General features: G+C 62.7%; 13 protein-coding genes. 7 read left to right on the forward strand and 6 right to left on the reverse strand.

Features of this window, described 5'->3' with window-relative positions; translation table 11 throughout:
- Positions 1–328: 328 nt before the first annotated feature.
- Positions 329–1,168, reverse strand: coding sequence for a glycosyl hydrolase 108 family protein (locus FV228_RS01715; RefSeq protein ID WP_147853017.1), 840 nt, complete (start codon positions 1,166–1,168; stop codon positions 329–331).
- A gap of 163 nt (positions 1,169–1,331) precedes the next feature.
- Positions 1,332–1,691, reverse strand: coding sequence for a hypothetical protein (locus FV228_RS01720; protein ID WP_147853018.1), 360 nt, complete (start codon positions 1,689–1,691; stop codon positions 1,332–1,334).
- 559 nt (positions 1,692–2,250) lie between these two features.
- Between FV228_RS01720 and FV228_RS01725 the strand changes: the two genes are divergently transcribed.
- Positions 2,251–4,308, forward strand: coding sequence for a hypothetical protein (locus FV228_RS01725; RefSeq protein ID WP_147853019.1), 2,058 nt, complete (start codon positions 2,251–2,253; stop codon positions 4,306–4,308).
- Between the two features lie 313 nt (positions 4,309–4,621).
- Complete coding sequence (locus tag FV228_RS01730) at positions 4,622–5,011, forward strand: hypothetical protein (protein WP_147853020.1); 390 nt, start codon at positions 4,622–4,624, stop codon at positions 5,009–5,011.
- A gap of 470 nt (positions 5,012–5,481) precedes the next feature.
- Here the strand turns inward: FV228_RS01730 and FV228_RS01735 are convergent, their stop codons facing one another.
- Both FV228_RS01735 and FV228_RS01740 read right to left on the reverse strand, forming a co-directional pair.
- Positions 5,482–5,952, reverse strand: a complete 471-nt coding sequence (locus FV228_RS01735; RefSeq protein ID WP_147853021.1) for a hypothetical protein — start codon at positions 5,950–5,952, stop codon at positions 5,482–5,484.
- A 170-nt stretch (positions 5,953–6,122) separates the two neighbouring features.
- Positions 6,123–6,332, reverse strand: coding sequence for a hypothetical protein (locus FV228_RS01740; RefSeq protein ID WP_147853022.1), 210 nt, complete (start codon positions 6,330–6,332; stop codon positions 6,123–6,125).
- 568 nt (positions 6,333–6,900) lie between these two features.
- Between FV228_RS01740 and FV228_RS01745 the strand changes: the two genes are divergently transcribed.
- The 5 genes from FV228_RS01745 (at position 6,901) to FV228_RS01765 (ending at position 12,325) form a co-directional block, all read left to right on the forward strand.
- Entirely contained in the window at positions 6,901–8,982 is a 2,082-nt protein-coding gene (locus tag FV228_RS01745) for an ATP-binding protein (protein ID WP_147853023.1), read from the forward strand.
- A 185-nt stretch (positions 8,983–9,167) separates the two neighbouring features.
- A complete protein-coding gene (locus tag FV228_RS01750) occupies positions 9,168–10,205 on the forward strand; it encodes a YaaC family protein (protein ID WP_210247778.1) in 1,038 nt (345 codons plus the stop codon).
- Positions 10,205–10,726, forward strand: a complete 522-nt coding sequence (locus FV228_RS01755) for a nucleoside 2-deoxyribosyltransferase (RefSeq protein ID WP_147853024.1) — start codon at positions 10,205–10,207, stop codon at positions 10,724–10,726. The genes FV228_RS01750 and FV228_RS01755 overlap by 1 nt, the downstream gene beginning before the upstream one ends.
- 456 nt (positions 10,727–11,182) lie before the next feature.
- Positions 11,183–11,737: a metallophosphoesterase gene (locus tag FV228_RS01760; protein ID WP_147853025.1), complete on the forward strand. Its 555-nt coding sequence runs from the start codon at positions 11,183–11,185 to the stop codon at positions 11,735–11,737.
- A gap of 129 nt (positions 11,738–11,866) precedes the next feature.
- On the forward strand, positions 11,867–12,325 hold the full coding sequence (locus FV228_RS01765) for a regulator (protein WP_147853049.1): 459 nt from the start codon (positions 11,867–11,869) through the stop codon (positions 12,323–12,325).
- Between the two features lie 93 nt (positions 12,326–12,418).
- Here the strand turns inward: FV228_RS01765 and FV228_RS01770 are convergent, their stop codons facing one another.
- A complete protein-coding gene (locus FV228_RS01770; protein ID WP_147853026.1) occupies positions 12,419–13,138 on the reverse strand; it encodes a cytochrome c biogenesis protein CcdA in 720 nt (239 codons plus the stop codon).
- A 5-nt stretch (positions 13,139–13,143) separates the two neighbouring features.
- Positions 13,144–13,533 carry a thioredoxin family protein gene (locus FV228_RS01775; RefSeq protein WP_147853027.1) on the reverse strand — a complete coding sequence of 130 codons (390 nt, stop codon included), beginning with the start codon at positions 13,531–13,533 and terminating at the stop codon, positions 13,144–13,146.
- Positions 13,534–13,563 lie beyond the last annotated feature (30 nt).

Below are 13,563 nucleotides of genomic sequence, written 5' to 3' on the forward strand. Positions count from 1 at the left end.
GGCGGCCGCCGTGCGGGCGAACCGGCTGCTGGCGAGCAGCGCCAGGGCGGGCGCGCCCCATGGCGACATGACGAAGGCGAATAGGGCCGCGAGGGGCAGGCCCGTAAGGATGACCCAGGTGCTCACCGACGGTGTCTCCGAATCCGGGTTGGGGTGGGGGCGGTCGCGCGGATCGCCCGGATGGCCGCCTCGAAGGCGGGATCGACCTTCGGCGGAGGGTCCGAGGTTCCGACGAGCGCAGCCATGACGCCGGCGAGACGGTCGACCCGTGGGCACATCGGCGCCGTGGCGAGGGAAGCCACGACGGCGGTTGCGGCGAGGGCGCAGGTCATGCCTCGGCCTCGGCGTTGACCGGCTTGGCCTCGGCCCCATTCGCCTGGATGAGCCGGTAGAGGCCGTAGCCGACCGAGACGACCGTGAGCGCGGTGCAGACGGTGCGGATGGTCCCGACGTCGGCGAAGGGCTGGAGCTGCGCGAGGATGTCGGCGCTCTTCTCGCCGATGACGCCCAGGGCCGTGACCACCGCCGTCTTCACGCCCTTGAGCTTGGTCAGCGCGACCTTGGCGGCGTTGGCGCCGCGGGCGGAGGGCGCGGGCTCGACCGTAAGGAGGGCGAGCGGTCGCCCGGTGACCAGCATGCTCTTCGAGATCTGGCGCACCTCGCCAACACGGCGGGTCCAGCCCTTGCCGTAGGTCGGCCAGTTCGTGAGCTTGCGCATGTAGGCGAGGCGGGCATCCGAGATGGCGTCGATCAGGGCCGTGGGCGCCACGGCCGAGACCTGCTCGATGGTCGGGTCTCCGATCTGGCCATCGAGCTTTACGCGGCGGCCGAGAGTGGCCAGGGCGCCGCAGAGGATCAGGCCTGCGCGGCGGACGCCCGAGTTGATGGCGATGTCGAGGACCGCGTAGTCGACCCCGGCGGGCAGGTCATCGAACCGCACGGGGGCGGCGTACTGGCGCCGGTAGATCTCGACGGCCTGCGCCTTGGTGATGTTGGCGATGTCGAGGTTCGGGAAGCTGTTCGCCGCGATGCCGTATTTCGTGCCGAGGAGCTTGCCCTTGCCGACCTTGCCGCCCGTCCAGTTGCCCGGGTCGCGACGGTCGCTCGTGAACCCGCCCTCGTGCTGGAGGACGAGGGCCATCACGGCCTGGAAGTTGGATGCTGACATGATCGTCCCCGATGCTGGGACCGCCCCCGGATTCGGGGGACGTCGCCAGCGTGGGGACGGATGAGGCGTCACCGAGCGCCGGGGGCGGCTACGGTGAGGGGACCGCCCCGCCGTGCATCGGCCAACACATGGTCAGCGAGCGGTTCCCAGGATGCCCACGATTTCAGAGGCTCCAGGGAAGTTGCTTCGTCCGCTTGAGCCCGACGGCGGCCGCGATCTGGTAGGCGCGCCGCTGGGAGACGTCGCAGTCGTAAAACCCGCACTTGATCCTGTAGTGCTCTTCCGGGCGCCACCCCTTGATCGATTTCCGGATGCCCTTCGGCTCCAGCTTCCGCTCGGCGATCCGCCGGCGGACGAGGTCCAGGATGTCGGCCTTGTCGTTCAGGTAATCCTCGGTCGCGCACGGCCGGAGGCGGATCTGCCGGCTATCCGGCTTCGGCGCGTCGCTGTTGTTCCCGATGACGGCGCGCGGGTTTTCGGTCAGGGTGTCGGTGGTGTCGTCGAACACGATGGATGCCCCCACAGGCAAGGTCCTCATTGGGACCGTCGAATCCTCGCGGGATTCGTTGGGCAGGATTGTGCCATCCAGGGGTGCAACCACAAAATCTGGTATACGCAATCCTTGAGGCGGGCCGGTGCCTTAGCGTCGCACGGCGTCAAGGTTGACCCATCGCGCCGCCCGACCGGCAGGCCAGAACCGAATCGACCGACCTTGGGGTCCCGTGCGCGGGCCGCATCCGAGGCTCGATTCCCCGCCCCGAGCCATGCGCCATACCCGTGGCTGCGACGGCCTACGTAGTTTTCCGAGAGAAATCTTCGGTCCCGAGGCGAGGCCGCCAGACGGGTTCAGCATGGCCCGGCGAGGATTCCTCATCCCGTTCGGACTTACCCAATCTCAGGCGTCTGGCAGGTGCGCTGTTTGAGGGTTTCCAGCCCCCTTGGGTCAACGCCGTTTTCTCGGGTTTTCGTGCTCCAAGACGCCGCCTAAGCGCCTCTGGTCAAAGGCTTATCTCGGGGGGACTATTCTCGATCCGTGTCGGTAGAGGTGCCTGACGCGGGCCCATCGAGAGCCCCACCCCCCCATGGACTTCGACCCCCGTTGTACTGACGCCCGCGCGCTGGATTTCCATTGGCGCGCCTCCGACGACCTCGCCTCCGCCGCAGGCCTCTCGGAACTCGGTCGCCACTCTTATAGGCGGGCACGCAACAGCGTCCTGGCGAGCCTCGTCCTCGCCGGGGATTCCGACAGGCCGTGGGTCTCGTACAGCCGGTCGAGCGATTTCTACGCCGCCGAGGGCCGATACGAGGGTACGGACTACAGCCTCACCAACCTCAAGCTCGCGGTCGCGGAGTTCACCGAGGCCGGCCTGATCGAGGAGATGCGGTCCAAGCGCGGCTCGCACCTTACGCACGGCTACCAGAGCCGGATGATCGCGACGGACAAGCTGATGACACTCGCCGAGGGTGTCGACCTGACGTACGTCGGAACACGCTGCCCCCTGGTCATGAAGGCCGAGGACGGCAGCCGCGTCGCCTACCGCGAGACAGCGCAGACCCGGCGCCTCGTGGCCGAGGTCGAGGACATCAATAGCTACCTCGGCGGCATCGAAGTCGGAATCAGCGCCGACGCGTCGCCGGACGACTGGCAGCACACCCGGCACCACATTCGCGCCCGCAAGGTGAAGGACAACTGCGAGACTTGGACGTGCGTCCGCCCGACGCCGAGCCCTGAAGTGTTCAGGGTGTTCGGGCGGGGACGCTGGGACCGGCACGGACGTTGGTACGGCTGGTGGCAGAACCTCCCGAAGGCTCGCCGGGCCGAGCTCCTGATTAACAACGAGCTCTGCATCGAACCCGATTTCGCCTGCCTTCACCCAACCTTGCTCTACGCCCTGCGTGGCGTCGTCCTCCAGCACGATCCCTATGAGCTCCGGGGATGGGATAGGTCCGCCGGAAAACTGGCGCTCAACGTCTCCATCAACGCCCCGACCGTGAACAGCGCCATCCAGGCCCTCCTGCAAAAGCGGGGCGACAAGAAGGGCGATGGCTCACCGGCATGGGCCTACGGGCCCGTCGAGACCCGGCGCATCGTCGAGGCCGTCAAGAAGGCTAACCCGGTCATCGCCAACGACATCGGGAGCGACGCCGGCGTGCGCCTCATGAGCATCGATTCCGGCATGGCGCACGCGGTCATGAAGCGGTCTCGGGCCACCGGGATCAGCGTCTTGCCGGTGCACGACAGCTTCATCGCACCGGGGTCCAGAGGCATGGAGGTGAGCGGTATAATGAGTGACGTCTTAGCTGAAACCATTTCGACCATTTCCCCTTCGAGATCAGGGGGTTCGGTCCAATCGATCCGATATACCCCCTCGGGGGCGATCCCGGGGGCCGTGGGTGACCTTCCTTCCCTGGAGGTGGCCCCCGCTGCGGAGCCCTTGGTGACCCTTCCTCCGGGGGGTCGTGGGAATACCCCTCCCTCCTCGGAGACCCCTTCTCCGGAGGCCCTGGGTGGTCTCGCTGCCGAGGTGACCGCTACCTCCCCGGAGGGTGAGGAGAGCCCCCTTTCCGGAGGGACCGGGTCACTCCCCCCGGAGGCTGCGTTCCGCCCCGTCCTTCCCGTGAGACCCTCTCTCCGGTCCCCTTCTCTCCGGCCCGTCGTCGACCCCGCGCCGCTTTCTCTACCCCCTGTCCCGTCACCCGCTCCCGTCTCTGCCCGTCCCCCTCTGCCGGCTTTCATCCAGGTCCTGCTCGACGAGGAGCGAGCGCTGGCCAAAGCCGCCGCAGAGGTCGCTGCCAGAGCCGCTGCCCAGGTCAGGGAATCTCCGGTCCCAGCCCTCCGCACGGAGAGCAGGTGGGCGCCCCTGCCTCCCCGGAAGGACACCCCCGCTCCGGTGCCGGTCGTGCCCGTGGCTACCATCCCTGCGCCTCCGCCTGTCCCTGCGCCGCGGGCCATGATCGAGACGTCATACCAGTCTCAGGTTGCCTCGCTTGCACCCAGCGCGACCGCCCCGATGCAGGAGCGGGTCTGGCCCCGGATGACGCGTGAGGAGTCGAGCCTCAGGCTCAAGGCTCTCGCTGAGGGGGCCAAGGCCCGCATGGAGGCGAGGGAGCGCGATAGATCTCGGATGGGCTTCAGATAGGCGTTGTCTATTGCCACGGGCCTGGTAATATACAGGGGCTCTCGGGCTCAGCGATGCACCTCATCCTGAAGACCCCTCACTGGCAACGGTGGGGGGTCTCTTCATGTCTGGGCATGCGCAGCGCCGTATCGGGGCATGCCCATTTCAACAACGCGATTTCAACCACACGCGTTGTTCAAACCGTGGTTGATGACGTCGGATTTGTTGGGGGCTTCATCGGGCGCCGCGCCCGATGGTTCATGTGTGACGCGTCCGACTTGTGGCTTGCATGGCCGCGTCGAGAATGGAGGCATCCCCTACGGAGCCCTCCGCCATGACCACGGCCCTCGACATCGCCACGATGCTCACGTCCTGCCCGTCCCCGGGCGCGCCCCTTCCCATCCCCCTGGAGAACGCGTCGGCCGAGCGCGCCCGCACCCGTCGGTCCGCCGCCGAGCGCAAGCGCAATGAGCGGGCCCGGCGTCGTGATGCCGGCATGCCGGACCCGCGTTCCGTGGACAGCGCCATCGCGCAGGCGGTCGCAACCATCCTCATGCAGTCGTCCATCCCGGCACGCATCCAGCGGACCAAGAGCATGGACGGCGTCGCCGTGTGCCTGAAGTCGGTCCTCGGTGAGGCGATGACCATCCTCGTCGAGGGCCGGAACGTGCCGGCTGCCGGTGCCAGGCAGGCCCTCATCGACCGCCTCGCTCTCGCCGGCTGAGGAGGGAACCATCCCGGCGGCATGTGTTGCCGGATGCACGCCAGCCAAAACCGTGGAGGCATCGTTAAGGGAGCACCTCCCCATTCGGGGCTGACTGAGTGTACGACCACCGCAATAAGGGCGCCACGTTCGGCACCCTGCTAGCCCTGACGCACGACTCCCGCGACTACGCCCGCCCCATCGAGCTCGGCCGCCTCGTGATGTAGGAGAGGCGCAACTCGATGTTTCGGGCCGACGAGGACCCGGACGATCCGACCGGCCTCGTCACGGCATGGACCGACGACGGCCTCGTACTCGTGGCCCCTCGCCCCCGGTTCCGGAATTACCTCGTCGAGGTCGAGGCCGCCCTCCGGAACGGAAACCTTGCCCACTTTACCCCCGACGTCGCGCAGGGGCCCTTCCTGGTCATCTTCGACCGCGTGCCGGAGCATCTCACAATCCCGAGCTACAAGCGCGAGGCGGACGAGAACCTAGCCGGCCGAGACGGACCCGGCTGCGTCTTCAAGGTCCCCACCTACCTCTCGGATTGGGTTTTCGGACGACTTCGAGGTGCCGGCCCGACATAATTCGTGATGCCAGGAACACAGCTCCGCGGCCGCCATCCGCATCGCGGGGATCCAGTCGGGCAGCGGGACCTCGATGACCACGCCGGCCCCGCCGAAGCGCAGCATCCGGACGTGCTGGCTGGTCGTCATCGCTTCGTCCAGGGCGTGCTTGGCCAGGGTGAAGCGGGAGGACCGGATCTCGGCTTCCATCTGGTCGATGGGCGCCCGGTTGTCCGGGAGGCCGTTGAGGAAATCGTCGAGGCTCTCGCCCGAGGGCTTCAGCGACTTTGGGGCAAGCCTCGCCATCAGGCCCACCTTTGCCTTCGGGCCGGGCCTGCCCTTTGTGGCGGTGGCCTTGGCGGCGGACTTGGTGGGGGGCTTTGGATAGTTCGTCATGGCTGCCTCCGTCGCGAGGCAGCCGGGCTCAATCGAGCGCGCCGGTCAGGCCTCGTCGGGGTTGTCGGGAAGGGTGTCGGCTGGCCGGTATTCGCGGTTTCATCGGGAGTCCTTGGATTGGGGATGGGCCATAGGGGCGGCTCCCTCGTGGTGGGGAGGGGGCACGGTCGTCAGCTCGTACGCTTGCTGGCCGTGCTCATGGGGTGATCCAACGCCCTAAGTACGGCCTGCAAGGTGCCGGCGAGACCATCCTCGCGGCGTGCGCCGTCCTCGAACAGCCGGCGGATCACCTTGCCGAGCAGCGCGTCCATGCTGATCGCACGCGGCGGCGGGTCCTCGAACGAGGGGTAGGAACGGTACTTGGTCGGGGTGTCTGACATGACGTTCGCCTCTGACAGAGGCAAGCGGGCGCAGGTGCGCCGGTCAGGCCTCGTCGACGGAGAAGGGAAGAGGGAGGCTGCCCAGGGCGGGCACGCTCGTCATGGCTATGAGGCGACGGTCGGTATGCATGAAGTCGTCCTCCCCTGGTGGCCTAGCTACAAGAAACTGTCGACCCTGACGCAGCCGACCGATTTTGGTATTGGAGAACAGGATCGGAACGCAGCACGGATTGTTCAACCGAAAAATTGCTAACCAGAAAGCCCAGGGTCTACCCTGTGGATCCAGTGGATTACGAAGAAGATTGCCCGACTGTCTTTGCGGGTTGCGGGCTTGCGCGAACCCGGATGTCCGATGTGTCGATCTCGCCCCCCAGAGCAATCAGGCATGACCGCGGTTGAAACTGCTTCGAACTTCCTCCCTCCCAAAGGAGGAATGCGAGGCTTGCGTCAGGAAGCTTGAGTTGCCTCGGATCGGCATCGCTTGCTACCACCGGTCGCCGCAAGCATTCCCTTTCCTGATCCGGTGGGCGGATCAACCCCGGCTATGAAACATCCGGGAGCGAAAACGATGTTCGTCCTGACGCTGAAGGCGAAGCACGACCACCTTCGAAAGGTCGCCACCACACGGGATTTCGTAAAGGCGCTCGCGGAGTTCGTCTGGAACTCACTCGACGCTGACGCGACGCAGGTGTCCGTCGATTTCGTTAGAAACAGCCTGGGCGGCCTGGATAGCATCCTTGTGCGCGACAACGGCACCGGCATCTCCAAGGCCCGGGTGCAGCGCGATTTCGAGAGCCTTGGCGACTCCTGGAAACTCACCGCAAACCGGACGGCCATCCTGTCTCATGCCGTGCACGGCAAGGAGGGGCAAGGACGTTTCAAGTTCTTCTCGTTGGCGCAGAAGGCCCGCTGGACATCCGTCTACGAAAATGGAGGCGAGCGACTCCGGATTTCCATCGAGATCGACGCTGACAGCCTCGACACCAGCAAGGTCTCCGAGCTCGGTGCCGCCCCGTCCGACACCCCGACAGGTACGACCGTCGAGCTTGCCCCGCTCAAGGGAATGTTTGATTGGCTGACCGGAAGCGAGGCCATGGCCGATTTCGGCGCGACCTTCGCACCGTACGTACTGCAGTACCCGGACACGACGATCTTCTACGACGGCCAGCCGGTCGACCCCGCTGCCACGATTGTGCGTACCCATGCCATCGAGGCCAAGGCCATTGTCTGTCCAGGGCGGACGATCCGAGACCTATCGCTCAAAATCATCGAATGGAAGCCTGGGGTAGGAAGCCGGAAACTATATTTCGGAGGTGAAAGCGGAGTGGTCCTCGGCTCGCAGCCGGCGGGCATTACGGCGCCCGGCTTCGACTTTTCGGTCTATGCTTACTGCCCATTCTTTCAGGATATTGCACATGCCAACCTCCTTGAGGCCGAAGGCCTGACTGATCCGGACTTCGCCCGCATCCTCGAATTCATCCGCGATGAGGTCGGGGACTACTTCCGAACCCGTCAGGCCGAGAGGTCCGGCGAGCTCATACAAGACCTCAAGGACGCGGGGGTCTACCCATATGAAGGAGATCCGCGGGACGAAGTCGAACGGCGCGAGAGGCAGGTGTTCGAGATCGCCACCCATGCCGTCTCCTCATACTCTCGTGATTTCAAAAAGGCCGACAACCCACTCAAGAAGATCACCCTGGGATTGTTGCGCGAGGCAGTGAGCCACAATCCAGAGTCCGTCTCGCGCATCCTGCGTGCCGTTTTCAATCTGCCGAAAGTCCGTCAAGACGAGTTCTCAAGCCTTCTCGACAAGACGGAACTCGGGGCGATTATCTCGACGTCGACGTTGATCGCGGACCGAATCGTGACCCTGAAGGTACTAAGCGAGATCGTCTTCGACCCAAAACACCGTCGCACGATCAAGGAGCGGGGCGAGCTCGACACCCTGGTCCGGGATGCAACTTGGATTTTCGGAGAGCAATTTCATTTCACGATGCCCGAGGCGGGCCTGACGAAGATCATGAACCGCGTCTCGGATGATCTTGGCATCAAACGGGCCAAGGGTTCAAAAGGTCGAAAGCCAGATGGCAAGATAGGACGAGCCGACTGCTTCATGGGGCGTGTGTTACCACATGCAGATCGTCTTCATCGCGACTACCTGCTCGTGGAGCTTAAACGGCCATCGCTGGTGGTTGGTCGGAAAGAACTCGACCAGCTGGAAGATTATGTAAGCGCAATTGTTGGTCAGCCAGATTTCATAAACACGTCAACGAACTGGAACTTCTATCTCGTCAGCAGCGAACTCGATCCGGTCGTCCACGAACGGGTGACCCAGAAGGACCGTCCCCAGGGATTGTTCCTCGACAAGCCCAATCATCGTGTCTGGGTAAAGTCCTGGGCTGAACTTATTAGGGATTGCGAAAGCAGACTTGCATTCGTGCAGGAGCGCCTACAAATCGATGTCTCCGCGGAGCTTATCGATGAGCGCATCTCGAAATTGAAAACCTCTATCTTGAAGTTACATCAAGAACTGAATACCGATGAGGCAACCCGAAAATCAGAGATGCCCGCATCCAATTCCACAAGTCAGGCCGCGAAGTCTAAATTTCCGCCGGCGTCAGGATCGGAAAAGCAATCCCCTATCTTGTAGTTCAAGCCTAATGGTTGGTAGCGTTCAGACCCGACCCGACCCGACCCGGCCACTAGGACCGTTGTCGACGCTTCTTAAAATCGGTCGGCCGTCAACCGCTTCGCAACTTCGGCTTGCGCTGGCAAGCAGGCTGTAAGGTTGTGAATTCATGACTCGATTATAATGTGCCGAAACGGAGAAGGGTCTTGACTGTCGAGCAAGTGAAGATTGGAACCAAGACGCTGTCTTTAACTAAGGCAACATATAATTCAAATTTTAGAATGAGAACCGTACTTACAGTCGATCCCTTCGATTATGTTGATCTATGGCTACGTAGAGAGAATAAGGACGAGGCTCAGCACTATTGGCGACAGGCCAAAAACTTTTACCGTGCGGCCCACGGACTTCCTGTCGAGTCTGCTCCCCTTATTCTATACTACTGCTTCATGAATGCTGCCAAAGCGCTGCTAGCTTCGAAAGGAGCGACCATCAACCCGTATCATGGTGTAGCTGCACATCAAATGCGGGGGCCCAATAGTAAATTTGTCTTAAGTAATGAGGGCATCAAAATTAAACAGGGCGGCATCGCACCTGCGATAAGCATGTATTTCAATGAGACTGAAACTTCCACAATCCATACGCTGGAGGACGTGCTTTACAACATCGTTTGCGTGCATCGGACTTATTGTCTCAGCTACGCGAATAGGATGGAGCGCTTTATCCCGCTCAAGCGCGCATCCTACGTGCGAGATCAAACGACAGGGGATGTGCGTCTCTTTGCCGAGGTTGTTGATGGCTTTGACTGGCTGCGCTACCGTCGACAGTTGCCGCCCGAGGTTGTCGAAGTTACCGGAAGCTGCCCAGCAATCCAATCATCCACCGCCATTCAATGGTCGACTGTTAATCGCCCAACAGACGCGGAGCTTGCCTCGCTATCACAATTGAACGCAGAATTGCGTCGCTCCATTCATTATATAAATGGCGCGCATACTCTATGGTACGTCAAGACATCCGGTACTTATGCGATCCAACGCGCTCCCGTCACATTAATGCTCGCAGCTATGCATAGACTAAGCGAGATTTGCCGCTACAAGCCATCACAACTTCGATCATTTCTAGATGGATCAAGAAACTGGCTGCTGAGTGAATTCGTGGCTATATCCCCTCCACAATTCCTCGATGAAATTGCTTGCGAAATGACAGGGCATCAAATCATGATTCCAAACGTTAGAGTGCCAATCTAATGAACAATACGCAAATTTACATTGCATGTGGCCTAACTCATGTTCCGCGTGGCATATTCACAGAGTATGTAAACTATATTCATCGTCTTGCGGCTGAATTAAAGAAAAATTCGGGGGTGACTAGCGTTCGGTACGCATTAGTCGATAGCGATCCTCAGCTTTCGGCTAAGCCACAAGATGAACAGGCGGGGCTTTGTTACGACTGGGACCGTCGGATGGTAGAGGAGGCTGATATAATTATCGCCGACGCCAGCTTTCCATCGACGGGGTTGGGCATCGAGCTTCAGATCGCTGAGGCAGCAGGCAACCCAGTGATAATGCTCGTTGGCAACCTTGGCATAAATCGCGTTGACGATGTGAAGTACCAAAATCCTGATAGCAGCGAACATAGTTTGCAGATTGGCAAAGGCATCGTCTCGCTAATGGCGCTTGGCTTGCCTGCGATTAGGAAAGTTATACAATATAATTCGTTCGAACAAGCTATTTCAGAAGCAATAGACGCTGTTCGAATTTATGTCTAAATTTCCAATCTCGTATCTTTAAAATTTGTGCAAATAGATGCGTAGAGGCATCGCGCCAACGAAGAGATCAAATAGTTGACCTCTGAGCGGACTTTCCCGGGGACTGCTTAGTGTCGAGAACGGCCAATCAGACCGTCTGCTTCCTCGCTCAACTGCCGGGAAGCAGACGGTCTCTAAGCCACCCGGTGCAGATTTTGGGGGCAAGTACCAAGCGCGACGTTTCCACACTAGGAAATTGCACTTCGATGGACGGATGCAACCCCGCGCGACCGCCTAGGGTGCAGCTTTTACCGGTGGATCCCGTTTTTGCCATCATTGTCGAACGGGCACCGACAATGCGATCAGCGCCAACACTTAAGGAGCACGCGACTCATGAAAACCAGAGACTCCCACCTTCAATCCTGATCCTGGAGAGCCGCGTTCCTCGTAACGGCCTCCGTCATTTCGGAGGCTGCGATGCCGAGAACGCCCTTCTGCGCCGACACCCATTTTGGTCATCGTAGCATGCTCAGTCCACGCATGCCTCGACCCCGTCCCTTCGAGACCATCGAGGCCCATGACGAAGCCCTGGTCGCCGCCTGGAACAAGGCGGTCCGATCGGACGACATCGTCTGGCACCTTGGCGACTTCGCCTACAAGTGCGGTTTGGATTACGCCGCATCGATCCGGGCCCGCCTCCACGGCCGCATCCACCTCGTACGGGGCAACCACGACATCGGGCTCGGCGAGCGTCTTGAATGGGCCGGCCCCATCGTCGACGTCCAAAGGATCTACGTCCAGGACCCGGGGATGGTCGAACGTGTCGCCCTTTGGGCTAGCCACTATGCGCACGTGACGTGGCCTGATGCCTGGCACGGCGACCTTCACGTCTACGGCCATTCCCACGGCGGCATCCCTGCCACCCGGACGAGCCTCGACGTCGGCGTCGATTGCTGGGATTGGCGGCCGGTCACGCTGGGGGAGATCATGACGAGGATGGCGGGAGTTCCTTCGAGCGTCCCCGTGAACTGAAGCTTCGGTCCCATGGTTTCCTGACCGGGGTCCCTAGGCGGATCTCCAAGCACGAGACACGGCGGAAAGCCGTGCGCCGATCCTTTACCGGTCGTTTTGGAACCCCGAGGAAACCAAGTGCCCAACCCCATGTTCGACGAGAGCAACATCACCTGGCGGACGCTCGACTGGCTGCCGCACATCGCCTTCTTCGTCTACAAGGTGGACGAGGAGAACCGCATCGTCGACGTGGTGTTCAAGTTCGCGGCGAACCAGCGCGTGATGCTGCACCGGCACAAGAGCCCCTACGTGACCCTCGTGATGCAGGGCGAGCTCCGGTTCTATCGGCAGGATGGGACGCACAAGGAGACCCGTCCGACGGGCAGCTACGTGTCGGGCGTGGCGAACGGGGAGCCGCATCTCGAAGGCGGCGGCGACGAGGACGCCATCGTCTTCTTCAGCAACCGCAACATCGAGGATGCGCTCTACGAGTTCCTCGACGACGCCGGCAATCCGGTCCAGGTCCTCGGGATCGCGGACTTCAAGGCGCAGCTCGAAGAGCAGGTCGCGACGGGCACGTACGAGAAGGTCACCGCCAGGGCCGCATGAAGGCGCGGCAACGCCGGGGATGCGGCAATCATCCCCGGCGTTCGTAGGCGACCGATCTGGTTAGCTCGTACGGACCCGGACCGGTCTCCGGCCTCATAGGCGGGTGGTGAGGTTGGTGAGCCAAGCCGGGGAGGCGTTGACCAGCGCGGTCTCGGCCGCCTTGTCGTAGCCCGAGGCGATCATCAGGCCGGTCGCGACGAGGATCAGGCCGAGAGCCGCCTTCAGCCCCTTGCCGAGCCTCATCATCCGGTCACGCCAGCGCATCAGCACCTCGCGCGACAGCGTGCCGAGCAGGAGCAGCGGCAGGGCCGCACCGAGGCCGAACAGGAGCATGGTCAGGGCGACCACGCCGAGGTCGCGCCCCTGGGAGGCGAGCAACGAGGCCGCCCCGAGGGTGGGCCCGACGCAGGGGCTCCACACCGCGCCGAGCAGCATCCCGACGCCGAACTGGCCGAGAAGGCCGGCGGTCGAGAAGCCGCCGAACCGGCTCTCGGTCCAGTTGCTCACCGGACCGGCGGCCACGGCCAGCCGCGTCTGGGCCGCCGGGACCATCAGGACCAACCCGATCAGGATCAGCATGATGGCTGCGCCGGTCCGGAAGATGCCGGCGTCGAGGCCGATGGCGAAGCCGACGGTCGCCACGAACAGGCCGATGATCACGAACGACAGGGCGAGGCCGGCGGCGAGGGCCGCCGGTCCGAGCCTGTGCTCCGACGCCGCCGCGCCGAGCACCAGCGGCAGCAACGGCAGCACGCAGGGAGACAGCACCGAGAGGATGCCGGCGAGGAAGGCGAGGCCCAGGCTCGTGACCATGACGGTCAGATCGCCTTGTCGAGGAGCGACGCGATCGCCTCGGGCTTGGTCTCGCCGGCCGAGCGCCCGGTCTCCTTATCGCCCTTGTAGGTGATGAGCGTGCTCTGCATCGTCGCGCCGAACTTCTTGACCACGTCCTTGCGGCTGTCGAAGTCGACGTCGAACACCTGCAGGTCCTTGAACTTCGGGTCGGCCTCAAGCTTCGACAGGATCGGCTTCTGGGCGGCGCAGGTGGTGCACCACGGGGCGGTGATGTGCACCAGGATCGGCTTGCCGGCCTTCTGGGCGGCATCGAACGCGGCGGGCGTGTAGGTCATCTCGGCGGCGTCGGCGGCGGTGCCGAACAGCATGGGGGCGACGGCGAAGGCGGCGAGCAGGATGCGACGGGTGGTCATGGATGTCTTTCCTTCGTGGATCGGTCGAGG

It is taken from the genome of Methylobacterium sp. WL18 (assembly GCF_008040015.1).
GTDB lineage: Bacteria > Pseudomonadota > Alphaproteobacteria > Rhizobiales > Beijerinckiaceae > Methylobacterium > Methylobacterium mesophilicum.

Excerpts from the sequence above, each read along its gene's own strand:
- FV228_RS01715 (WP_147853017.1), bottom strand. The coding sequence starts at position 1,168 with ATGTCAGCATCCAACTTCCAGGCCGTGATGGCCCTCGTCCTCCAGCAC.
- FV228_RS01725 (WP_147853019.1), top strand. The coding sequence starts at position 2,251 with ATGGACTTCGACCCCCGTTGTACTGACGCCCGCGCGCTGGATTTCCAT.
- FV228_RS01730 (WP_147853020.1), top strand. The coding sequence starts at position 4,622 with ATGACCACGGCCCTCGACATCGCCACGATGCTCACGTCCTGCCCGTCC.
- FV228_RS01735 (WP_147853021.1), bottom strand. The coding sequence starts at position 5,952 with ATGACGAACTATCCAAAGCCCCCCACCAAGTCCGCCGCCAAGGCCACC.
- FV228_RS01740 (WP_147853022.1), bottom strand. The coding sequence starts at position 6,332 with ATGTCAGACACCCCGACCAAGTACCGTTCCTACCCCTCGTTCGAGGAC.
- FV228_RS01745 (WP_147853023.1), top strand. The coding sequence starts at position 6,901 with ATGTTCGTCCTGACGCTGAAGGCGAAGCACGACCACCTTCGAAAGGTC.
- FV228_RS01755 (WP_147853024.1), top strand. The coding sequence starts at position 10,205 with ATGAACAATACGCAAATTTACATTGCATGTGGCCTAACTCATGTTCCG.
- FV228_RS01760 (WP_147853025.1), top strand. The coding sequence starts at position 11,183 with ATGCCGAGAACGCCCTTCTGCGCCGACACCCATTTTGGTCATCGTAGC.
- FV228_RS01765 (WP_147853049.1), top strand. The coding sequence starts at position 11,867 with ATGTTCGACGAGAGCAACATCACCTGGCGGACGCTCGACTGGCTGCCG.
- FV228_RS01770 (WP_147853026.1), bottom strand. The coding sequence starts at position 13,138 with ATGGTCACGAGCCTGGGCCTCGCCTTCCTCGCCGGCATCCTCTCGGTG.
- FV228_RS01775 (WP_147853027.1), bottom strand. The coding sequence starts at position 13,533 with ATGACCACCCGTCGCATCCTGCTCGCCGCCTTCGCCGTCGCCCCCATG.